The 22166-nt window shown below is 64.6% G+C and carries 24 protein-coding genes; 15 read left to right on the top strand and 9 right to left on the bottom strand.

Translation table 11 applies throughout. The features are described 5' to 3' along the window. Positions 1-231: 231 nt before the first annotated feature. On the bottom strand, positions 232-1728 hold the full coding sequence (locus QA649_RS38490; protein ID WP_283021703.1) for a sigma-54 dependent transcriptional regulator: 1497 nt from the start codon (positions 1726-1728) through the stop codon (positions 232-234). 127 nt (positions 1729-1855) lie between these two features. Here QA649_RS38490 and QA649_RS38485 point away from each other — a divergent pair, with 127 nt between their 5' ends. The 11 genes from QA649_RS38485 (at position 1856) to QA649_RS38435 (ending at position 12093) form a co-directional block, all read left to right on the top strand. Next, entirely contained in the window at positions 1856-3781 is a 1926-nt protein-coding gene (locus QA649_RS38485; RefSeq protein ID WP_283021702.1) for a M3 family oligoendopeptidase, read from the top strand. A 210-nt stretch (positions 3782-3991) separates the two neighbouring features. Next, positions 3992-4144, top strand: a complete 153-nt coding sequence (locus tag QA649_RS38480; protein WP_008136857.1) for an aa3-type cytochrome c oxidase subunit IV — start codon at positions 3992-3994, stop codon at positions 4142-4144. A gap of 143 nt (positions 4145-4287) precedes the next feature. Continuing rightward, positions 4288-5415 (top strand): Re/Si-specific NAD(P)(+) transhydrogenase subunit alpha, encoded by a 1128-nt coding sequence (locus QA649_RS38475; protein ID WP_283021701.1) that lies wholly within the window; start codon positions 4288-4290, stop codon positions 5413-5415. 11 nt (positions 5416-5426) lie between these two features. After that, positions 5427-5744: a proton-translocating transhydrogenase family protein gene (locus QA649_RS38470; RefSeq protein WP_283021700.1), complete on the top strand. Its 318-nt coding sequence runs from the start codon at positions 5427-5429 to the stop codon at positions 5742-5744. Positions 5745-5783: 39 nt separating this feature from the next. Beyond that, positions 5784-7181, top strand: coding sequence for an NAD(P)(+) transhydrogenase (Re/Si-specific) subunit beta (locus tag QA649_RS38465; protein WP_260388486.1), 1398 nt, complete (start codon positions 5784-5786; stop codon positions 7179-7181). Positions 7182-7194: 13 nt separating this feature from the next. Next, positions 7195-7365, top strand: a complete 171-nt coding sequence (locus QA649_RS38460; protein ID WP_283021699.1) for a hypothetical protein — start codon at positions 7195-7197, stop codon at positions 7363-7365. Positions 7366-7393: 28 nt separating this feature from the next. After that, positions 7394-8191, top strand: a complete 798-nt coding sequence (locus tag QA649_RS38455; protein ID WP_283026198.1) for an alpha/beta fold hydrolase — start codon at positions 7394-7396, stop codon at positions 8189-8191. Beyond that, a complete protein-coding gene (locus tag QA649_RS38450; protein ID WP_283021698.1) occupies positions 8145-9620 on the top strand; it encodes a sodium:proton antiporter in 1476 nt (491 codons plus the stop codon). Before QA649_RS38455 ends, QA649_RS38450 begins: the two co-directional genes overlap by 47 nt. Before the next feature lie 50 nt (positions 9621-9670). Further along, positions 9671-10768 (top strand): ionic transporter y4hA, encoded by a 1098-nt coding sequence (locus tag QA649_RS38445; RefSeq protein WP_283021697.1) that lies wholly within the window; start codon positions 9671-9673, stop codon positions 10766-10768. A gap of 27 nt (positions 10769-10795) precedes the next feature. Beyond that, complete coding sequence (locus QA649_RS38440) at positions 10796-11080, top strand: cupin domain-containing protein (RefSeq protein WP_283021696.1); 285 nt, start codon at positions 10796-10798, stop codon at positions 11078-11080. Positions 11081-11169: 89 nt separating this feature from the next. Next, entirely contained in the window at positions 11170-12093 is a 924-nt protein-coding gene (locus tag QA649_RS38435; RefSeq protein WP_283021695.1) for a hypothetical protein, read from the top strand. 22 nt (positions 12094-12115) lie between these two features. Here QA649_RS38435 and QA649_RS38430 read toward each other — a convergent pair whose 3' ends face one another. Both QA649_RS38430 and rpsU read right to left on the bottom strand, forming a co-directional pair. After that, on the bottom strand, positions 12116-12766 hold the full coding sequence (locus QA649_RS38430) for a tetratricopeptide repeat protein (protein WP_283021694.1): 651 nt from the start codon (positions 12764-12766) through the stop codon (positions 12116-12118). 125 nt (positions 12767-12891) lie between these two features. Then, positions 12892-13188, bottom strand: a complete 297-nt coding sequence (gene rpsU / locus QA649_RS38425) for a 30S ribosomal protein S21 (protein WP_027545547.1) — start codon at positions 13186-13188, stop codon at positions 12892-12894. 261 nt (positions 13189-13449) lie between these two features. Here rpsU and aqpZ point away from each other — a divergent pair, with 261 nt between their 5' ends. Next, complete coding sequence (gene aqpZ / locus QA649_RS38420) at positions 13450-14172, top strand: aquaporin Z (protein ID WP_283021693.1); 723 nt, start codon at positions 13450-13452, stop codon at positions 14170-14172. 37 nt (positions 14173-14209) lie between these two features. Here aqpZ and QA649_RS38415 read toward each other — a convergent pair whose 3' ends face one another. Continuing rightward, positions 14210-15316, bottom strand: coding sequence for a 5-(carboxyamino)imidazole ribonucleotide synthase (locus QA649_RS38415; RefSeq protein ID WP_283021692.1), 1107 nt, complete (start codon positions 15314-15316; stop codon positions 14210-14212). Next, the gene (gene purE / locus QA649_RS38410; protein WP_283021691.1) at positions 15313-15801 is read right to left on the bottom strand and encodes a 5-(carboxyamino)imidazole ribonucleotide mutase; all 489 of its coding nucleotides are present in this window, start codon (positions 15799-15801) and stop codon (positions 15313-15315) included. Before purE ends, QA649_RS38415 begins: the two co-directional genes overlap by 4 nt. 142 nt (positions 15802-15943) lie before the next feature. Here purE and QA649_RS38405 point away from each other — a divergent pair, with 142 nt between their 5' ends. Next, positions 15944-16645, top strand: coding sequence for a GGDEF domain-containing protein (locus QA649_RS38405; protein WP_283021690.1), 702 nt, complete (start codon positions 15944-15946; stop codon positions 16643-16645). Positions 16646-16706: 61 nt separating this feature from the next. Here QA649_RS38405 and QA649_RS38400 read toward each other — a convergent pair whose 3' ends face one another. From QA649_RS38400 to QA649_RS38390, 3 genes are all read right to left on the bottom strand, one after another. Further along, positions 16707-16958 (bottom strand): hypothetical protein, encoded by a 252-nt coding sequence (locus tag QA649_RS38400; RefSeq protein WP_018641549.1) that lies wholly within the window; start codon positions 16956-16958, stop codon positions 16707-16709. Between the two features lie 22 nt (positions 16959-16980). Continuing rightward, positions 16981-17199 (bottom strand): hypothetical protein, encoded by a 219-nt coding sequence (locus QA649_RS38395; protein WP_018641548.1) that lies wholly within the window; start codon positions 17197-17199, stop codon positions 16981-16983. 131 nt (positions 17200-17330) lie between these two features. Further along, the gene (locus QA649_RS38390; protein WP_018641547.1) at positions 17331-17537 is read right to left on the bottom strand and encodes a DUF465 domain-containing protein; all 207 of its coding nucleotides are present in this window, start codon (positions 17535-17537) and stop codon (positions 17331-17333) included. 328 nt (positions 17538-17865) lie between these two features. Between QA649_RS38390 and QA649_RS38385 the strand changes: the two genes are divergently transcribed. Further along, the gene (locus QA649_RS38385; RefSeq protein ID WP_025034152.1) at positions 17866-18045 is read left to right on the top strand and encodes a DUF465 domain-containing protein; all 180 of its coding nucleotides are present in this window, start codon (positions 17866-17868) and stop codon (positions 18043-18045) included. A 113-nt stretch (positions 18046-18158) separates the two neighbouring features. Here QA649_RS38385 and QA649_RS38380 read toward each other — a convergent pair whose 3' ends face one another. Then, positions 18159-19262, bottom strand: a complete 1104-nt coding sequence (locus QA649_RS38380; RefSeq protein WP_283021689.1) for an NAD(P)/FAD-dependent oxidoreductase — start codon at positions 19260-19262, stop codon at positions 18159-18161. Positions 19263-19464: 202 nt separating this feature from the next. Between QA649_RS38380 and QA649_RS38375 the strand changes: the two genes are divergently transcribed. Further along, entirely contained in the window at positions 19465-22152 is a 2688-nt protein-coding gene (locus QA649_RS38375) for an EAL domain-containing protein (RefSeq protein ID WP_283021688.1), read from the top strand. Positions 22153-22166 lie beyond the last annotated feature (14 nt).

Here is a 22166-nt window from a genome sequence, read left to right as displayed (position 1 = left end):
CTACGCCAGACGATATACAGGCCCCGATTTTGCAGCCAGCGCTACCCGGGACAACTCACGACAAACTGACTTCAAGGGAGCCTCTTGGCAACGGATTGTGCGCTGGCCGCACGCGCTTTTCCCTCTGTCTGTCACTTCCAAGTCACGGTTCAAGCCGCCGTCGAATTTTGCCGTAATTCAACGGCTTGCGGTCGCTTCCCGGCCTCGCGCGAACGTGCGTTCGCATAAGGCTCAGTGCGTCTCCTCACCGCTTTTCCCGCCATGGCCGGGAACCCCGGCTTCGTCGAGTTTCCGGTAGAGGGTGGACCGGCCGATTTTGAGGCGGCGGGCGACTTCCGACATCTGTCCGCGATAGTGCGAGATGGCGAAACGGATGATCTCGTTCTCCATGTCCTCGAGCGGGCGGACGTCGCCGGTCGGCGTCAGCATCGACAGGTTTCCCGCCAGGGGAAGCGGCGCGATTGGTATGTCGCTACCCGACACCACCGAAGGCGCGGCGATCGGCTCCAGTATCAGCGGAGCGGTCGGGATGTCCGTTGCGCCATGCGGCTGGGCGGTGAGCAGGGGGAAGTCCGCGAGGCCAAGCTGGTCGCCGTCGCTCATCACCACGGCGCGGTAGACTGCGTTCTCGAGCTGGCGGATGTTGCCGGGCCAGTCGAGCTGGGCGAGATGCGCCACGGCCTCGCCGCTGATGCCGGTGATGGGGCGGCTCTCCTCGGCGGCAAAGCGCGCGAGGAAATGCCGCAGCAGATGCGGGACGTCCTCGCGCCGGGCGCGGAGCGAGGGGATCGTCAGCGGCAGCACGTGCAGGCGATAGAACAGGTCTTCGCGGAAGTGGCCCTGCTTCACCCGCTCCAGCAGCTTGCGGTTGGTCGCCGAGACGATGCGGACGTCGACCTTGACGGGCTTGCGGCCGCCGACCGCCTCGACCGCGCCTTCCTGGAGTGCGCGCAGCAGCTTGACCTGAGCGGTCAGCGGCAGCTCGCTGACCTCGTCCAGGAACAGCGTGCCGCCATGGGCCTCGACGAACTTGCCGGTGTGGCGTTCGGTGGCGCCGGTGAAGGCGCCCTTCTCGTGGCCGAACAGGATGGACTCGACGAGATTGTCGGGGATTGCGCCGCAATTGACCGCGACGAAGGGCTTCGCCTTGCGCTCGCCGCTGCCATGGATGGCGCGCGCGAACATCTCCTTGCCGACGCCGGACTCGCCTTCGATCAGCACGGGGATCGAGGAATTCGCCGCCTTCTGCGCCGCGCGCATGACCGGTGCCATCGCCTCGGCGCGGGTGATGATGTCGGAGAAGGTCAGCCGTCCTTCGCGGCTGTGACGGATGCGCTGCAATTCGCCTTTGAGCGCGGAGGTGTTGAGCGCGTTGCGCAAGCTGACTTGAAGCCGCTCCATGCCGACCGGCTTGACCACGAAATCGGCGGCGCCTGCGCGCATCGCCGAGATCACATTGTCGATGCCGCCATGGGCGGTCTGTACGATGACGGGTACGGAGAGGCCCGCTTCGCGGATCTTCGCCAGCACGCCCATGCCGTCGAGGCCGGGCATCACGAGATCGAGGATGACGCCGTCGATGGCGGGTGCGTCGGGGGCGGTGAGGGCGGCGATTGCGGCATCGCCAGACTCCACGACAATCGTTTCATAGCCGCATTTCTGCACCATGTTCTCGACCAGCCGGCGGGCTACAGCGTCGTCGTCGGCGATCAAAATACAGGCAGCCATGGTGTTCCCCGCACGCTACTACTATCTGTCTCGAATCGGGTCACTCTGGCCGAAGCCGATTAACGCACTCTTAAACCTTGATGCCCCAGCCCGTCGTCGCGATTGTTGAACACAGGTTTCCCACACAATGAATTCGCGCTCCAAGTCTGCCTTGAACAAGAAGTCTGCCTTGAACAAGCCCGCTCTCAAAAAGCCAGCCCTTCGCAAGTCAGCTACCAAGACATCCGTCGCCAAGAAATCGGCCGCCAAGGCAAAACCCTCCAAAGCTGCGAGCAAGACCGGCAAGCTTCCGGAGTGGAACCTCGCCGATCTCTATTCCGGGATCGATGCGCCGGAAGTGGCGCGCGACCTCGAAAAGATGGATGCCGATTGCGTCGCGTTCGAGACCGACTACAAGGGCAAGCTCGCGACAGGGACAGCAAACGAAGATGGCGGAAAATGGCTCGCCGAAGCCGTGCGGCGCTATGAGGCGATCGACGATCTCGCCGGCCGCCTCGGCTCCTATGCCGGTCTCGTCCATGCCGGCGACAGCGTTGATCCCAAGATTTCAAAGTTTTACGGCGATGTGTCCGAACGCCTGACGGCGGCGTCGACGCATCTTCTGTTCTTCGCGCTCGAGCTCAACCGCATCGATGACGATATTTTGACCCGCGCGATGCAGGCCCCGGAGCTCGCGTATTACCGTCCGTGGATCGAGGATCTGCGCAAGGAGAAGCCGTACCAGCTCGATGACAAGCTCGAACAGCTCTTCCTGGAGAAGGCGCAGACCGGCTATTCCGCCTTCAACCGCCTGTTCGACCAGACCATTTCCAGCCTGCGTTTCAAGGTCGGTGCGAAAGAACTGGCAATCGAGCCGACGCTCAATTTCCTGCAGGACCGCGACGGCGCCAAGCGCAAGGCAGCGGCCGAAGCGCTGGCAAAAACCTTCAAGGCCAATGAGCGCACCTTCGCGCTGATCACCAACACGCTCGCCAAGGACAAGGACATCTCCGACCGCTGGCGCGGTTTCAAGGACGTCGCGGATTCCCGCCATCTGAACAACCGCGTCGAGCGCGAAGTGGTGGATGCGCTAGTCGCCTCGGTCCGTGCCGCCTATCCAAAGCTGTCGCATCGCTATTACGCGCTGAAAGCGAAGTGGTTCGGTAAGAAGCGGCTGGCCTATTGGGATCGCAATGCGCCGCTGCCTTTTGCGGCGACCGACGTCATCGGCTGGCCCGATGCGCGCAACATGGTGTTGACGGCATATCGCGGCTTCTCGCCCGAGATGGCCGACATCGCGGAGCGCTTCTTCACCGATCGCTGGATCGATGCGCCGGTGCGTCCGGGCAAGGTGCCGGGCGCGTTCTCGCATCCGACCACGCCGTCGGCGCACCCCTACGTGCTGATGAACTACCAGGGCAAGCCGCGCGACGTGATGACGCTCGCCCATGAGCTCGGCCACGGCGTGCACCAGGTCCTGGCGGCGAAGAACGGCGCGCTGATGGCGCCGACGCCGCTGACGCTGGCGGAGACCGCAAGCGTGTTCGGCGAGATGCTCACCTTCAAGCGGCTGCTGGCCCAGACCAAAAACGCAAAACAGCGTCAGGCGATGCTCGCCGGCAAGGTCGAGGACATGATCAACACCGTGGTGCGGCAGATCGCGTTCTATTCCTTCGAGCGCGCGGTCCACACCGAGCGCAAGAATGGCGAGCTCACCGCGACGCGGCTCGGCGAGATCTGGCTGTCGGTGCAGGGGGAGAGCCTGGGGCCCGCGATCGAGATCAAGGCGGGCTACGAGAACTACTGGATGTACATCCCGCACTTCATCCATTCGCCGTTCTACGTCTACGCCTACGCCTTCGGCGATTGCCTCGTGAATTCGCTCTATGCCGTCTACGAGCACGCGGCCGAGGGCTTTGCCGAGCGCTATCTCGATATGCTCGCCGCCGGTGGCACCAAGCACTATTCCGAGCTGCTGCGGCCGTTCGGGCTCGATGCCAAGGATCCCAAATTCTGGGATGGCGGGCTCTCGGTCATCGCCGGGATGATCGACGAGCTGGAGGCGATGGGCTGAGAGGCGCGGGGTGCCTGAATTCAGGGCAGGATCGGCGCGCGGTATCTGCTGAACCCCGGTTTAGCAAAGCCAATTCCGCGCGCCGGATCCGCGATAATCGGGATTCCAAATGAGCCTATTTGCTGGGAAACCGGCCCTTCGTGCCGTTGCCCTGCCCGAAGCTTTGCGGTATCCCAGCCTAAGAATTGGACTTTCGACTGGGGACAATCCATGGCTGACCATAGCGAAGTGGCGTACACCACCGCCGACGGCAACGACTACGTTGCCCACGAGCAGACCTACGAGGGCTTCATCAAGCTCGTGAAGTACGGCACGGCCTCGGTCGCGCTCATCGTCATTCTGATGGCGATCTTCCTCACCTAAATCGACTTTTGGTGGCTGCCTCCATCTGCGGCGGCAGCTGCCCACAAATTTTGCAAACAAGCCGGTTTTAAAGCCGGTATGCAACGTTGCGGGAGTAACGCTACTTTTTTGTGCGTGCGCTGTCCCGCGCCGCCGGAGGACCTATGAAGATCGCCGTTGCCAAGGAAATTGATCCGTCAGAGCCGCGCGTTGCCGCTTCGCCTGATACGGTGAAGAAATTCAAGGCGTTGGGCGCCGAGATCGCCGTCGAGCCGGGCGCCGGCATCAAGTCGGGCCTGCCGGATTCCGAATTCACCGCCGTGGGTGCCACGGTCAGCGCCGATGCGCTGAAGGACGCCGACATCATCATCAAGGTGAAGCGCCCCGAGGCCTCAGAGCTTTCGCAGTACAAGCGCGGCGCGCTGGTCATCGCCATCATGGACCCCTATGGCAACGAGGCCGCGCTGAAGACGATGGCCGACGCCGGCGTCGCCGCTTTCGCGATGGAACTGATGCCGCGCATCACCCGCGCGCAGGTGATGGACGTGCTGTCCTCGCAGGCCAACCTCGCCGGCTACCGCGCCGTAATCGAGGGCGCCGAGGCCTTCGGCCGCGCCTTTCCGATGATGATGACTGCGGCCGGCACCGTGCCCGCCGCAAAAGTGTTCGTGATGGGCGTCGGCGTCGCCGGCCTCCAGGCGATCGCGACCGCGCGCCGCCTCGGCGCCGTCGTGACCGCGACCGACGTTCGGCCCGCGACGAAGGAGCAGGTGGAATCGCTCGGTGCGAAATTCCTCGCCGTCGAGGACGAGGAGTTCAAGAACGCGCAGACCGCTGGCGGCTACGCCAAGGAAATGTCCAAGGAGTACCAGGCCAAGCAGGCCGCGCTCACCGCCGAGCACATCAAGAAGCAGGACATCGTGATCACCACGGCGCTGATTCCGGGCCGGCCGGCGCCGAAGCTCGTCAGTGCCGAGATGGTCAGGTCGATGAAGCCGGGTTCGGTGCTGGTCGATCTCGCCGTCGAGCGCGGCGGCAATGTCGAGGGCGCCAAGGCCGGTGAGGTCGTCGACCTCGATGGCATCAAGATCGTCGGCTACACCAACGTCGCCGGCCGCGTCGCGGCCTCGGCCTCCAGCCTCTATGCGCGCAATCTGTTCTCCTTCATCGAGACCATGGTCGACAAGAAGGAGAAGAAGCTCGCCGTCAACTGGGACGACGAGCTGGTCAAGGCGACTGCACTGACCAAGGACGGCGCCGTCGTCCACCCGAATTTCCAGCCGAAGGTTTGAGGAGAGCCGTCATGGAGCATGCTGCACAGGTCGTCGACCCCTTCATCTTCCGGCTGTCGATCTTCGTTCTCGCCGTCTTCGTCGGCTATTTCGTGGTGTGGTCGGTGACCCCGGCGCTGCATACGCCGCTGATGAGCGTGACCAACGCGATCTCCTCGGTGATCGTGGTCGGTGCGCTGCTGGCCGGCGGCGTCGCCAATGTTTCGAGCGGCTCGGGCTGGGCGCGCGCCTTCGGCTTCGTTGCGCTGATCTTTGCCTGCATCAACATCTTCGGCGGCTTCCTTGTCACCCAGCGCATGCTGGCGATGTACAAGAAGAAGGCCAAGTAAGCGGCCACCTCGGGCTGATGGGATCAATGGGGACCTGAGATGAGCGCCAACCTCTCTGCATTTCTGTATCTCGTGGCGGGAGTGCTGTTCATCCTGTCGCTGCGCGGGCTGTCGAGCCCGGCTTCGTCGCGCCAGGGCAATCTGTTCGGCATGATCGGCATGGCGATCGCGGTCGCCACCACGCTGGCCAACCATCCGCCGGCGGACGGTCTCGCCTGGGTGCTGGTGATCGTCGGCATCGCGATCGGTGCTGCGATCGGCGCGGTGATCGCGCGGCGCGTGCCGATGACCTCGATGCCGGAGCTCGTCGCCGCCTTCCACTCGCTGGTCGGCATGGCCGCGGTGCTGGTCGCCGCCGGCGCGTTCTACGCGCCCGAGGCTTTCGACATCGGTACGCCGGGCAATATTCATCCGCAGAGCCTGGTGGAGATGTCGCTCGGCGTCGCCATCGGCGCGCTGACCTTCACCGGCTCGGTGATCGCGTTCCTCAAGCTGTCCGCGCGCATGAGCGGCGCACCGATCATCCTGCCGTTCCGCCACGGCATCAACATCGCGCTCGCATTGGCGCTGGTGTTCTTCATCGTCCGGCTCGTGCTCACCGGCGGCGCGTTCGACTTCTGGATGATCGTCATCCTGGCGCTGGCCCTCGGTGTGCTCATGATCATCCCGATCGGCGGCGCCGACATGCCGGTCGTGATCTCGATGCTGAACTCCTATTCGGGCTGGGCCGCGGCCGGCATCGGCTTCACGCTTGGCAACTCGGCGCTGATCATCACCGGCGCGCTGGTCGGCTCGTCGGGCGCGATCCTGTCCTACATCATGTGCCACGCGATGAACCGGTCCTTCATCTCGGTCATCCTCGGCGGCTTCGGCGGTGAAACCGCTGCGGCCGGCGGTGGCACCGGCGAGCAGAAGCCCGCCAAGCTCGGCTCGGCGGACGATGCCGCCTTCATCATGAAGAACGCCTCCAAGGTCATCATCGTGCCTGGCTACGGCATGGCGGTGGCGCAGGCCCAGCACGCGCTGCGCGAGATGGCCGACATCCTGAAGAAGGAAGGCGTCGAGGTGAAGTACGCCATCCACCCGGTCGCGGGCCGCATGCCCGGCCACATGAACGTGCTGCTCGCCGAAGCCAACGTGCCCTATGACGAGGTGTTCGAGCTCGAGGACATCAACTCGGAGTTCGCGCAGGCCGACATCGCCTTCGTGATCGGCGCCAACGACGTCACCAACCCGGCCGCCGAAGAGGACAAGACCTCGCCGATCTACGGCATGCCGGTGCTTCAGGTCTGGAAGGCCGGCACGGTGATGTTCATCAAGCGCTCGCTGGCGTCGGGCTATGCCGGCATCGACAATCCGCTGTTCTACCGGGACAACACCATGATGCTGCTCGGCGACGCCAAGAAGGTCACCGAGAACATCGTCAAGGCGATGTAATGCGGGAGGGACCGTGGCCATCAACAAGGAATGGCACCGGTCCCATCGCATGCCGCCCAAGGCAACGCGCGAGCAGCGCATCGCCTGGCACGCAGCCCACAAGGCGGCGTGCGGCTGCCGCGACGTTCCCGCCAGCATCCGGCCCGACGTCATGAAATTGCTGCGGAGCCAACGCAAGCCCTAGTCTGGATCGGGGGCCGGCCGCGCACATGATGACCATCGTCAAATGGACCCTCATCCTGCTCGTGACCGTCTATCTTGCCGGTCTCGTCATGCTGTATATCCGCCAGCGCGAGATGCTGTTTCCGATCCCGCCCGTCGGCCGCACCGCGCCCGATGCCGCAGGTCTGCCCGAGGCGGAAGAGCATGTCCTGACCACGTCCGATGGCGAAAAGGTCATCGTCTGGCACGTGCCGGCGAGGCCCGGCCGTCCCGTGATCCTGTTCTTTCCGGGCAATGGCGATTACCTCGCCGGCCGCATCGATCGCTTCAAGGCGATGACGGCTGACGGCACCGGTCTCGTCGCGCTGTCCTATCGCGGCTATGCCGGCTCGAGCGGCGCGCCGAGCGAAGAGGGGCTGCTGCGCGATGCCGCTTCCGCCTACGCCTTCACCACCGCCCGCTATGCCGCGGACCGAATCGTCGCATGGGGCTTCTCGCTGGGGACGGGCGTCGCGGTTGCAACCGCCTCCGAACATCCCGTCGGCAAATTGATCCTGGAGGCGCCGTACACCTCGACCGTCGACGTGGCCGCCGCGGCGTTCCGCTTTGTTCCGGTCCGCCTCCTGATGCGCGATCAGTTTCGCTCCGACCAGCGGATCGCGCGCGTCACGGTGCCGCTCTTGGTCATGCATGGCACCAATGACCTTGCCATTTCGATGGTGTTCGGGGAGCGTCTGTTCGCGCTCGCGCATGAACCGAAGCAGTTCGTTCGCTTTGCGGGCGGCGGACACGACAATCTCGATGCGTTCGGCGCGATCGAGACAGCGAGGCGCTTCATTGCTCCCTAGACGGTTTGCGACCTGGCGGGGCTGCGTGGTCATCGCCGCGCTTCTCGCGCTGGTGCCGCAGCCCGCATGGGCGGCGTCGGGGATCGACGGCGCGGCGATGCGCTGGCCCTATGCGCTGCCCTTTGCCGGCCTGTTGCTGTCGATCGCGCTCGGGCCGCTGCTGTTCGCAAAATTCTGGCACCATCACTACGGCAAGATCGCCGCGATCTGGTCGCTGCTGGCGCTCGGCTCGCTCGTGATCTTTGCTGGAAGCATGGCGACGCTGGCCGCGCTGGTCCACGCCATGCTTGCGGAATATCTCGGTTTCATCGTGCTGCTGTTCTCGCTCTATGTCGTGGCCGGCGGCATTCTCATCACGGGCGACATCAAGGGCACGCCGGCGGCGAATACCGGCATCCTCGCGCTCGGCACGCTGATGGCGAGCGTCGTCGGCACCACCGGGGCGGCGATGATCCTGATCCGTCCCTTGATCCGCGCCAACCGGCCGCGGCGCCACAATGCTCATGTCGTCATCTTCTTCATCATCCTGGTCGCCAATGTCGGCGGCGCGCTGACCCCGCTCGGCGATCCCCCGCTGTTCGTCGGCTTCCTGCACGGCGTCGACTTCTTCTGGACCACGCGGAACATCTGGTTGCAGACGGTGATCGTTGCCGGACTTCTGCTCGTGATCTTTGTCGCCGTCGACGTCTGGCGTTTCAGGAGCGAGCCGCAACTCAGCGACGCGGGGCCTGCCAAGGTGCGGATCCGCGGCCTCGTCAATCTGGTGCTGATCGCGGCGATCGTCGCCAGTCTATTGGTGTCGGCGATGTGGAAGTCCGGCATCGCCTTCGACCTTCTCGGAACGAAGCTGGAGCTGGAAGACCTCGCCCGCAACGCGGCGCTGCTGGCGATTGCGGCGCTGTCGGTGTGGCTGACGCCGGACGAGCACAGGCAGGCCAACGGCTTCACCTGGGAGCCGATCCGCGAGGTCGCAAAGCTGTTCGCGGGCATCTTCGTCGCCATCATTCCGGTCATTGCCATGCTCGATGCCGGCCATCACGGCGCCTTCGCCTGGCTGCTGTCGGCGGTCACGGCGCCGGACGGCACGCCGCGCGAGGTCGCCTATTTCTGGTGCACCGGGCTGATGTCGGCATTCCTCGACAATGCGCCGACCTATCTCTTGTTCTTCGAGCTGGCCGGCGGCGACCCGCAAGTGCTGATGCATGACCTGTCAGGCACGCTCGCCTCCATCTCCATGGGCGCGGTCTACATGGGCGCGCTCACCTATATCGGCAATGCGCCGAACTTCATGGTCAGCAGCATCGCCAGCGAGAACGGCATCGAGATGCCGAGCTTCTTCGGCTATCTGCTGCGCGCCGGCGCCGTGCTGATCCCGCTGTTCTTGCTGCTGACGGTCCTGCCAGTCGCGCCGATCCTGCACTGGCATTGAATCTGACTGGCGATTTGCTACTGCTGCGGTTGCACAACTGGAGCCAGTGGATGAGCGCGCATAGTCCGATGCCCCGGTCGGCCTGGATTTTCCCGGCGCTGGCCGTGCTGTTGTTCGTAGCCGTCAGCGCGACGGATTACGTCTTCACGCTGTCGCTGCCCGGGCTCGTCTTCGCCATCGTGCTTCTGGTCATCCTGTTCGGCACGGTGTTCGCCGCCGTTCATCATGCCGAGGTGATCGCCGAACGGGTCGGGGAGCCCTATGGCACGCTGGTGCTGACGCTCTCGGTGACCATCATCGAGGTGGCTCTGATCACCACCATCATGCTGGGCGAAAAGCCGGCGCCGGAACTGGCGCGCGACACCGTGTTCGCCGTGGTCATGATCGTCTGCAACGGCCTCGTTGGGCTCTGCATCTTCATCGGCGGGCTGCGCTATCGCGAGCAGGGCTTTCAGCTCTCCGGCGCCAACGTCTATCTCAGCGTCCTGTTCGCACTCGCGACCATCACCCTGATCATGCCGAATTACACGACCACCACGCCGGGGCCGGTCTATTCGAGCGTTCAGCTCGGCTTCGTCGATGTGGTCACGCTCGCGCTTTACGCGGTGTTCCTCTACACCCAGACTGTCCTGCACAAGGATTACTTCGTTGATGAACGGGCGGAGGGCGAGGGCGGGGCGGTGCACCTGTCGGTCGGAGCGCTCGCGCTCACCGTGGCGCTGCTCCTGGTCTCGCTGTTGGCGGTCGTGCTGCTGGCCAAGAAATTCTCGCTGGTGGTCGATGCGGTCGGCGCCAGGATCGGCGCGCCACCGGCCTTCGCCGGCCTTCTGGTCGCGCTGCTGATCCTGATGCCGGAGGGCGTCGCGGCCATCGCGGCGGCGCGCAAGAACGATCTCCAGAAGAGCATCAATCTCGCCCTCGGGTCCTCGCTGGCGACCATCGGCCTGACCATCCCCGCCGTCGGCGTCGCCACCTACGCGTTCGACAAGGAGCTCGAGCTCGGCCTCAGCGCCCAGGGCAGCGTGCTGTTGCTGCTGACCTTCTTCCTGAGCATGCTGACCTTCGGCACAGGCAGGACCAATGTCCTGTTCGGCCTGGTCCATATGGTGGTATTTGCCGTCTACGTGTTCATGGTTTTCGTGCCCTGAAGTGCTCCGTCCCAGGAAAGGTTCCCGATGCTTGCCGCCAAGTCCGACGTCCAGATCGACAACGAAGAGGTCCGGGTGACCGAGTGGCGGCTCGCCCCGGGCAGCGCGACCGGCCACCACACCCACGGGATGGATTATGTGATTGTTCCCGTCGTCGCCGGCGAAATGACCATCGTGGCGCCCGGCGGCGAGCGCTCGAAGGCGCAGCTTGCGGCCGGAAAATCCTATTTCCGCAAGGCCGGCGTCCAGCACGACGTACTTAACGAAACCTCAACTGAGATCGTGTTCCTTGAGATCGAGCTGAAGGCGTAGGATTACCCTTTGCCATCGATCCGTCGCAGTTGATCCCTTACAATTGCCCCAAAGTTCCCGCATCTGGTCGCGCGGGGAGTGGCCGAGAAATGCTGAAATACCTCGCTAAAATCTCGATGGATATCTTCCCCTCGGTGCTCGCGACGATCATCGGGGCCTACATCGTTAACCACTACATCAATGCCAAGCCGGCGGCGGATACCCCCACGGCCGTCGTTGCGCCTGCCGAGGCCGGCAAGGACGCCAAGCCGGCGGATACCGCCAGCCTTCCCGCACCCGGCGTCAAGGCCAAGGGTGTCTCCGAGAAGAGCGTCTCCGAGAAGAGTGTGACGGACAAGGCTGCGGCCGAGAAGCCTGCCGACAAGCCTGAGACCAAGGCTGCGGACACAGCTCCCGCCGAGACCGCCTCGCATGGCCGCCCGGCGCGCGAGAAGGCGGCCGCGAAGTCGACCCCGGCAGCCACCACCCCAGTGGTGGAGGCCAGTTCCGCGCCGGCCGCCGCATCTCCGGCTGCAGCCCCCGACGCCAACGATCTGGCGCGTGCCGCCATCGAGCGTCTTCGCAAGTCGCCTGAGGGCAAGGCTGCCGAAAAGGCTGCCGAAGCCAAGGCTGCCGAGACCAAAGCTGCCGAGACCAAGCCGGTCGAGCGGACCCCTGAGCCCGCGGTGCGCGAAGCCACCCGCGTCCCCGAGGCCCCGCGTGTCGTCACGACGGAGCCGTCCGCGGTCCGTCCGCTGCCGCCGCCGATCACAGTGTCTACGCCCTCACCCGAGGCGTATGGCAATGCCGGCTCGCCGCCGTCCTACACGGCCTCGGTTGGCAACGACGACCCGAACCGGATCACGCCGCCGGCTGACATTCCCGTGCCGGTGATCGCGCCGCCGCTCGACCTGCGCGCCGATGCCGGTGGGGCCATGCCTCGGCCGAAGAAGACCAACGTCGCGGACGAGATGCTGTCGGGCATGAAGTCGATGTTCCACTCCGTCCTGCCGAAGAGCTCCACTCCCGATTAAGCTGGCGCCTTCGCCGGGCTTGTCAGCCGCCGACGCGGGCGAGGCCGCTGCGGGCGGCGTCGTCGCGTGGACGCAGGGCAACCGCCTTGTTGTAGGACGCTACCGCCTTGGCCCTGTCGCCGAGCCGCTCATAGGCCTGTCCGCGCGCGGTCCAGACCTGGGCATTGTGCGGATCGGCCTCGGAGGCTTCATCCAGGTCGGCTGCGGCTTCCTTGACCTTGCCGAGCGCCAGATAGCTGGTGGCGCGGCCGAGCAGCGGCTCGGCCTTTTGCGGGTTGAGCCCGCTTGCCGCGCTGAAATCGGCGATGGCGAAATCGTGCTGGTTGTTGCCCTGGTAGATCAGCGCGCGGCCATAGAGCGCCTGCGCATTGTAGGGATCGAGCCCGACGGCGCGGTTGTACTCGTCCAGCGCGGCCGCGGTCTCGCCTGACTTGGCGAGCGACTGGGCTTTTGCCGTATGGGCCTGGGCTTCGGTGACGTTGCCGGCGCTGACCGCGCTCTCGGCGGTCGCCGCCGCCTTCGGCGCCTCCTGCGGCTTCTCCTTCTCCGGCATCAAGGATCCCAGGTCGAAGGAGCAGCCGCAGAGCGCAATTCCCATCAAAGTCAGCGCGAGCGGCTGGCGCAAGATCAGGCGTCGTCGCGCCAAGCGGCGCTCGGGGAGAGGGGAGGCCATCTACGGTTCGCTCGCGCTGGTTCCGCATCGGTAGTGCCCCATCCCAGAAAGGCACCGCTACAAAATAATAACGCGGGCTCTGGGCCCGCGTCATCGAAAACTGAAGTCTGGTAAATCCCGAAAGATCAGCGCGGTCCGCGCGGACCTGCACCCGGGCCGCCACGACCACCACGCTCGCCACCGGGGCCGGCGCCGAACACCGGCTTCGGCTTCATCGGCAGCAGGCCTTCGCGCTGCAGCTTCTTGCGGGCCAGCTTGCGCGCGCGGCGCACAGCCTCGGCCTTTTCACGGGCCTTCTTCTCGGAGGGCTTTTCGTAGTGACCGCGGAGCTTCATCTCGCGGAAAATCCCCTCGCGCTGCATCTTCTTCTTCAGCGCCTTGAGGGCTTGATCAACATTGTTATCGCGAACGAGAACCTGCACGCGGCATCCTCTTCAGTGGATCGGATTTGAATTCTGGTAAGTCAAAGGGGATGGCAAAAAGCCCGACGCCCTTAACCTTGAGCGCGCGGATGTATCAGACAAAACCTGAGATGTCCACCTGCCAAGAGGTCTTTCGGGCCAAGTTCAGCCATTAAATGAGGCGAAAATAGCCCTGCGTGGCCCTGATTTGGGCGGTTTGACGCCCTTGGCGGGGCCGCGACCGGAGCTTTGTTCCGGAATCTTTGAAATCAGGGGACGACAATGGATATGAAAAAATATGCGGCCGAAGCTATCGGCACCTTCTGGCTCACATTCGCAGGTTGTGGCAGCGCGGTGATCGCGGCCGGCTTCCCGCAGGTCGGAATCGGTCTGGTCGGCGTGTCCCTGGCTTTCGGCCTGAGCGTGGTCACCATGGCTTACGCCATCGGCCACATCTCGGGCTGCCATCTCAATCCGGCGGTCACGGTCGGTCTTGCAGCGGGTGGCCGGTTTCCAACCGGACAGATCCTGCCCTACATCGTCGCGCAGGTCGTCGGTGCGATCGTTGCAGCTGCGCTGCTCTATGTGATCGCCAGCGGCGCCCCGGGCTTCGACGTCACCAAGGGCTTCGCGTCCAACGGCTACGATGCCCATTCGCCCGGTCAGTACAGCATGATGGTCTGCTTCCTCACCGAGGTGGTGATGACGATGATGTTCCTGTTCATCATCATGGGCGCCACGCACGGAAGGGCACCTGCGGGCTTCGCGCCGCTCGCGATCGGGCTCGCGCTGGTGATGATCCATCTCGTCAGCATTCCCGTCACCAACACGTCGGTGAACCCGGCGCGCAGCACCGGCCCTGCGCTGTTCGTCGGCGGCTGGGCGCTGGCGCAGCTCTGGCTGTTCTGGGTTGCGCCGCTGATCGGCGGTGCGCTCGGCGGGGTGATCTATCGCTGGCTCAGCGAAGAGCCCACCGGCGTCGTCGCGGGCGTGAAGCCGGCGTGATCGCCAAGCGGGATTGCGGCCTTTGCTGCGGTCCCGCTCACTTCTCCTTGGCGGGCCGAACTTCGGTGACGTGGCCCATCTTGCGGCCGGGGCGCGGCGTGCCCTTGCCGTAGATGTGCACCGTGGCGCCCGGGACGGTCAGCCACTTCTCGTAGTCGTTGATCTCGTCGCCGATCAGATTGGTCATGGTGACGATCTCGCCGTGGCGCACCGGTTTGCCGAGCGGCCAGCCGGCAATGGCGCGGATGTGCTGCTCGAACTGCGAGACCGAGGCGCCGTCCAGCGTCCAGTGCCCGGAATTGTGCACGCGCGGGGCGATCTCGTTGACCAGCACCTTCGGTCCGGTGCCGTTGGCAAGCACGAACATCTCCACCGCCAGCACGCCGACATAGTCGAGCGCAGTCGCGATCTTGCTCGCGACGTTGCGCGCCTCATCCGCGAGCGCGTCCGGGATCGGTGCGGGCGCGCGCGATATTTTCAGGATGTGGTCGCGGTGCTCGTTCTCGGTCACGTCGAAACACTCGACGTCACCTGTGGCCGAGCGCGCGGCGATAACGGAGATCTCGCGCTCGTACGGGATGAAGGCTTCCAGGATCGCCGATTTGGTGGCAAGGCTGGTCCACACCTTGGCGATGTCGTCGCCGTCGCGGATGATGGCCTGGCCCTTGCCGTCATAGCCGAAGCGGCGGGTCTTCAGCACCGCCGGGAGGCCGATCCTCAGGATCGCCTCGCGCAGCGAGGTGACGGAGGTGACGTCAGCATAGGCCGCAGTGCCGATGCCGAGCCGCGTAACGAAATCCTTCTCGGCGAGCCGGTCCTGGGTGGTCTCGAGGATCTTGCGATTGGGCAGCACTGGGCGGCGCGCGTCCAGCACCATCGCGGCGGCCGCCGGCACGTTCTCGAATTCGTAGGTGATGACGTCGACGTCGTGGGCGAACAGCTCCAGCGCTTCGACGTCGGCATATTCGGCGCAAGTCGCGTTCAGCACGACGTCGAAGGCCGGCGAATCCGGATCGGGCGAGAACACCTGGCAGCGCAGGCCGAGCCGCGCCGCAGCCATCGCCAGCATCCGCCCCAATTGTCCGCCGCCGAGGATACCGATGGTGTCGCCGGGCTTCAGCTTCACCTGCTTTGCGTCAGTCACGCCTTGTCCTCCGGACGCTCGGCAACCGCGTCGGTCTGCGCCTTGCGCCAGGCGGCGAGGCGGCCGGACAGGGCCGGGTCGGACAATGCCAGCACGGCGGCCGCAAGCAGCGCCGCGTTGATCGCGCCGGCCTTGCCGATCGCGAGGGTGCCGACCGGGATGCCCGCGGGCATCTGCACGATCGAATAAAGCGAATCGAGGCCCTTGAGTGTCTTCGATTCGACGGGAACGCCGAACACCGGCAGTTCCGTCAGTGCCGCCGCCATGCCCGGCAGATGCGCAGCGCCGCCGGCGCCGGCGATGATGACCTTGTAACCCGCCGCCTTGGCGCCCTTGGCGAAGGCAAATAGCCGGTCGGGAGTACGGTGGGCCGAAACGATGCGGGTCTCGGCGGCGACGCCGAGCGCTTGAAGCGTCTCGGCGGCATGCCGCATCGTGTCCCAATCCGACTGGCTTCCCATGATGATGGCGATCGGCGCGGTCATGACGTCAATTGTGCTCGGGAAAACAGAAACATAGGCCAGATTAACGGTTCCGGCCGGCGGCTCGCAAGGCGGTGGCAAGGAGAAGGGAATGCACTATCCTGTCTTGGTGAATCCCCGCAAGCCTTCATTGAGCAGGATGCCCATGAAGAAACCAAAAAGGGCGAGCGCTGCGAAGGCCAAAAAGGGCCGGAAGACCAGCGCCGGCCGATCCAAAGCCGTCTCGAATCGCCCGGCCAGGCTGGCCTCGCGCAGCGCGCCGGCTGCCAATGACAGCAAAGCGACCATCCGAAACCTCAGGGGCAAGCTCAAGGCGGCCCTGCTGCGGGTCTCGGAACTCGAGGCGGCCGCCGACACCGACTTCCTGCTCGAGATTCCCAACCGGCGCGGCTTCGAGCGCGAGCTCACGCGCGCCATTGCCTACATGAAGCGGTATCGCGCCAGCGGCGCGCTGATCGTGCTCGATGTCGACCGGCTGAAGCCGATCAACGATTCCTTCGGCCATGCCGCCGGCGATAAGGTGCTCAAGGCGATCGTCGCGACGCTGACGCGGCAGGTCCGCGCCTCCGACGTGGTCGGCCGGCTCGGCGGCGACGAGTTCGCGCTGCTGTTGTGGAATCTCAATGAGACCGATGCCAAGGCGAAGGCCGCAACCTTCGAGCAGGCGATCGACGAATTGTCCTTCGACTTCCGCGGGCAGCAGGTGATGGCGGGCGCCTCCGCCGGAATCGCCTTGCTCGGTCCGCATTCCGATGCAGGCCGCGCCCTGGAGGAGGCCGATGCCGCCATGTATGTGCGCAAGGCGCGTCGCCGACACGAGCCGCGGATCAGGCTCATCAGCAGCTAGAGCATGATCCGGAAAAGTGTGAAGCGGTTTTCCGAAAAGATCATGCTCGAACAATAATTCCTTACAGCGTGGCGAGATCTTCCGGCACGTTGCCGAATTTGCGCAGCAGCGTCGCGTCGCCGAATTCGCCGGTCATGGGATCGCCGCTGCGACTGAAGGCGACCGCGCCGATATGGCCGGCACCGCGCGCCAGAATCTCGGCGCGCCGTAGCGCTGCCGATGAGGACTGACACTCCTCCGCCGCGCCTGCGACGGGGGATCCGTCGGCATCGATCAAAAAGGGCATTGCAACGTAATAGGTCACATCCGACATGGCGTTGCTCCAATGTTGAAAGTTAAGCGGCGCTGCTCTTGCTCCGCACCTTGCTGCGCGTGGTCTCGGGAATGCAGCCGGCGGAAATTGCCGCCTGCAATTCTTCGAGCTCCGCCTCCAGATATTCGTTGGCCATGATCAGCGCCTTGATGGTGCTGCGCAGATTGCCGTCGCACATCGCGATCGCTTGATCGCAGGCCTGTTCATAGTGGCTGTTGTCCAAAAGGGCGGGTGCCGGCATCTGCGTTGTCCTCGTGAGTTTTCCTTGGGCGTTTCCTGGGGGCGTCGGTCGCAGGAATGTTCCTATTTTGTTCTTTTTGAGTCAAGTGGATTCAGACGCGCGGGGAGGCGTCACGACAGTGCGGGACGCGATCAGGCGATGATGTCGGGCGTGATCTGGTCTTCGATGAACGCGATGCGGTCGCGCAACAACAGCTTGCGCTTCTTCAGCCGCTGTAACCGCAATAGGTCGGGGGCAGGCGATTGATGCAGTGCATCGATCGCGGCATCGAGATCTCGGTGTTCCTGCTGCAACCGGGTGAGCTCGGCTTCGAGCTCACGCTCGTCTTCATGGGTCATGTCTGCGGTGGCCGAAAACCGATAGGCGTGTGATCTGGGCTGTGGATGCCCTGTGGAAATTATCGTCCTTGCGCGGCGTGACCGCAAGCGATCTGCGACCATCGACCGCCGATCTCCCGCAACATATTTCTGCAAGTCGCTACGGCGCCGCGCAAGCGCATTGATATCATGGATTTTTTCCGCGCGGTTCCGTACTCACGCTTCATTACATATGTATTTTCAAAAATGACGGGGCGACGACGGATATCCATCGACAGAACGAATCGGTGATGTAGACTTCGCCGTCCGGATCGAATCCTGAGGTTCAACCCTACCGAGGAGGTTTCGAATGACAATTCAGGCACATCTTGTTGAATTGGAGCGGAAACACAAACTTCTCGAAAACGAATTGCACGAAGCTCTCGTGCACCTTTCAACAGACGACCTGCAAATTGTTGAGTTGAAGCGCCGGAAGTTGATGGTCAAGGACCAGATTGAGCGTCTGAAGCAAGGCGATACGCTCCACTAGTAACCCCCGTAACAGTGTTGAGTTGATCGCACCCTTTCAGGCAGGGATGAGAGCCTTTGCGCTCATCCCTGCTGCAAGGTGCGAGACCTCGCGCAATCATCGTTGCGCGTGGCCTAGATCTCTGCGAGCTCGGCAACGTGATCGGCGATCGCGAGCGAGGACGTCAGTCCCGGCGATTCGATGCCGAACAGATTGATCAGGCCTGCGACGCCATGATCGCGCGGCCCTTGCATCAAAAAATCCTGCGTGGCGACCGCCGGTGGCACGATCTTCGGACGGATGCCCGAATAGCTCGGCATCAACGCGCCGTCGGGCAGCGTCGGCCAGTACTTGCGGATCGCCGGATAGAAGCGCTCGGCGCGTGACGGGTCGACCTCGTAGTTGATCGTCTCGATCCACTCGACATCAGGACCGAAACGCGCCTGCCCTGCCATGTCCAGCGTCAAATGCACCCCCAGCCCACCGGGCTCGGGCACCGGATAGATCAGGCGCGAGAACGGCGCCCTGGCGCTGCAGCTGAAGTAGTTTCCCTTGGCGAGATAGGCCGGCGGAATCCGGTCCAGCGGCATACCCTCGATGTTGCGCGCGACCGTCGTCGCCGAGAGTCCCGCAGCGTTGACGAGGAGGCTGCATTGCAGCGTCATCGGCGCCTCGCCGCCGGCCTCGACTTCGATCACGCCAGCCGCCGCCTTGGCGCGGACCAGCGGGGTGTGAAACGCGAACGCCGCGCCGGCTTCCTCGGCCTCGCCGCGCAGCGAGAGCATGTAGGCGTGGCTGTCGATGATGCCGGTCGAGGGTGAGAGCAGCGCGGCGTCACAGGCCAGCGCAGGCTCCAGCGCGCGTGCGGCCTCGCCCGTGAGCAGCTGCATGTCGAGCACGCCATTGGCCTCGGCGTGCGCCTTGATCGATTGCAGCTTCTCGGTTTCCTTCGCGTTGGTCGCGACGATCAGCTTGCCGCAGTTCTTGTGGGGGATGCCGCGCTCGCCGCAGTAGCGGTAGAGCGCGTGCTTGCCGCTGACGCACATCCGCGCCATCCAGCTTCCGGCGCGGTAGTAGATGCCGGCATGGATGACCTCGCTGTTGCGCGAGGAGGTGATGGTGCCGATGGCCTCGGCTTCCTCGAGCACGATGACCTCGCGCCCGGCCTGCGCAAGCCGCCGGGCCACCGCAAGCCCGACGACGCCGGCTCCGATGACGATGCAGTCGACCTTATCCATGGTTGTGCAGGACGTCCGCTGGAAGCGCCGGTGGAATTGGACCTGAGAACGAAGGCTTGGGGCCGTTTTCCGTTAAGGAAGCATTTATCATGTCAGGGCAATTGCCGTATTTGGCGTCACATTTTTCTGTTGCACGTACAGGCGTTTACCCGATCCAAACCCGCGAGGCCAGACAATCCGACGTTGAAATCGCGGGTGGCTGATGGCTGAGAAGAACTGGCACGTGGGCAGCACGCTTCCGATTGCTGTGCAGGCCGTCGTGTGCCTGGCCAGCGCGGTCGCGCCTGCGCGCGCCTTTGCGCTCTCGGACGGACTCGCCCCGCCGAGCTACATCGGCCAGCTCGATCCCAACCTGATCTGGGAAGTCCTGATCGCGGGCATCGTCGTCTGTGCGTTCCTGGCCTCCGTCGCCTTGTGGGTCCATTCGGCGCTGCGCCGGACGAGGCGGCTGCAATTGCGGCGCAACGCCTTCGTCTCCTCCGCCATGAACAATCTCAACCAGGGCGTGGTGATGACCGATGCGCAGCGGCGCATCATCTTCTGCAACGACCGCTATCTCGATATTTACGGCCTGACCCGCTCGGACCTGTGGGCCGGCATGAACGGCTACGACATCCTCGAGCTCAGGCGCAAGCGGGGCGTCCTCGGCGGCATCTCGGACGACGAATTCTACGAGAAGGCGGCAAGCCCCAACGGCCTGATCACCGAGCTGCCCGACGGGCGGGCCATCCTGGTGAAATATTTCATCCTGCCGAACGGCGGATCGGTCGCAACTCATCTCGACGTCAGCGACCAGCGCAAGCTGTCGCGGCAGCTCGCCTCCACCAAGCAATTCCTGGAATCGGTGCTCGACCATGTGCCGGCCTGCGTGGCCGCCAAGAACATCGACGACGGTTGCTACATCTTCGCGAACAGCGCCTATGAGCGGTTCTGGGGACTGTCGCGGGACTACGCCGTCGGCAGGAATGCGCGGGAGCTGTTTGCGCCGGGCTCGGCAGCGAGCATCGAGGCGGCCGACCGGGCGGCGCTGGCGGCGCCGGATGGTCAATTCCGCAATGAATTCGACGTCGACCGCAGCGGCGAGCGGCGCATGGTGGCCTCGATCCGGATCGTGGTCCGCAACGAGAGCAACAAGCCGGAATTCCTGCTGCTGGTGTTCGAGGACATCACCGACCGCCGCTCGTTGTCGCAGGAGCTGGAGAGCACCAAGAAGTTCCTCGAGCTCGTCGTCGACAACATCCCGGTCGCGCTGATCGTGGAGCAGGTCAAGGACGGCCGCTATCTGCTCGCCAACCGCAGCGCCGAGACGATCCTCAACCGCCGGCGCGAGGAAGCCACGGGCCTGACCGCGTCCGACATCTTCAATCCCAAGGAAGCCAAGCTGATCATCGCCCGCGACGAGGCGGCGATCAAGAAGCGCGGGATGATCACCGAGGAGCATCCGATCTCCACCAAGGACGGCCTGCGGCTGTTCCTGACCCGCCGCGCCACCGTGCTCAGCGATGCCGGCGAGCCGCAATATCTGATCAAGACCCATGAAGACGTCACCGACCGCCGGCAGACCGAGTCGCGCATGGCGCACATGGCCTATCACGACGGCCTCACCGATCTGCCCAACCGCGCCGCCTTCCTGCAGGCGCTGACCCAGATGATCGAGGCCTGCGAAGGCACCGGCGAGGAGTTCGCCGTGCTTTGCGTCGACCTCGACGGGCTCAAGGAAGTGAATGACGTCTTCGGCCATGCGCTCGGCGACAAGCTCCTGGTCGAGGTGGCCCAGCGGCTGCAGGATTCCGCCCGCGGCGGCGTGGTGGCGCGCCTGTCCGGCGACGAGTTCGGCCTGATCATCGACGGCAAGCAGCCGGAAGCGGGCCTCGCACTGGCCCAGCAGCTCGGCGAAGCCGTCGCGCAGGAATTCCAGATCGACGGCCGGCCGGTCCGCGCCGGCGTCACCACCGGCATGTCGATCTTCCCGCACAATGGGGCTGATGGCGCCTCGCTGCTGGCCAATGCCGGCGCGGCGCTGTTCCGCGCCAAGCAGAAGTCGCGCGGCACCATCAGCCTCTACCAGCCGGAGATGGACCAGCAGATCCGCGATCGCCGCGTGCTGCACCAGGACCTCTCGATGGCGATCAAGAACGGAGAGCTTTCGCTCGCCTTCCAGCCGCAGGGGGCCGCGGGCCACAGCGTCGCCGAGAGCGAGATCATCGGCTTCGAGGCGCTGGCGCGCTGGCAGCATCCGGTGCGCGGCCAGGTCTCGCCGGCCGAATTCATCCCGATCGCCGAGGAGAGCGGCCTGATCGTCGAAATGGGCGAGTGGATCCTGCGCGAGGCCTGCCGCGAGGCGGCGTCCTGGCCGAAGCCGCTCCAGGTCGCGGTCAATCTGTCGCCGGCGCAGTTCATGCACGGCGACGTGGTCGGGCTGGTCCACTCGATCCTGATCGAGACCGGCCTTGCGCCCGGCCGGCTCGAGCTGGAAATCACCGAGGGCGTGCTGATCGAGGACTTCGACCGGGGTCTTGCCCTGCTGCGCCGCTTGAAGGCGCTGGGCGTGCGCATCTCCATGGACGATTTCGGCAGCGGCTATTCCTCGCTGAGCTATCTCCAGGCGTTCCCGTTCGACAAGATCAAGATCGACCGCGCCTTCATCACCAATCTCGGCCGCAACCCGCAATCGGCGGCGATCGTCCGCGCCGTGATCGACCTCGGCCACGGCCTCGAAATGTCGATCATCGCCGAGGGCGTCGAGACGCTCGAACAGCTTGCCTTCCTCGCCAAGGAGGGCTGCGACGGCGTGCAGGGCTATCTGCTCGGCAAGCCGCTGCCGATCGGTAAATATGCCGATCTCGTCGGCCGCGCTGAGACCATGGAGCTTGCGCTCAAGACCGGCTAGAGCGTCCTCGAGCA

This window comes from Bradyrhizobium sp. CB1717 (assembly GCF_029714325.1).
Lineage (GTDB): Bacteria > Pseudomonadota > Alphaproteobacteria > Rhizobiales > Xanthobacteraceae > Bradyrhizobium.
This window is presented reverse-complemented; position numbering and strand designations above follow the sequence as displayed.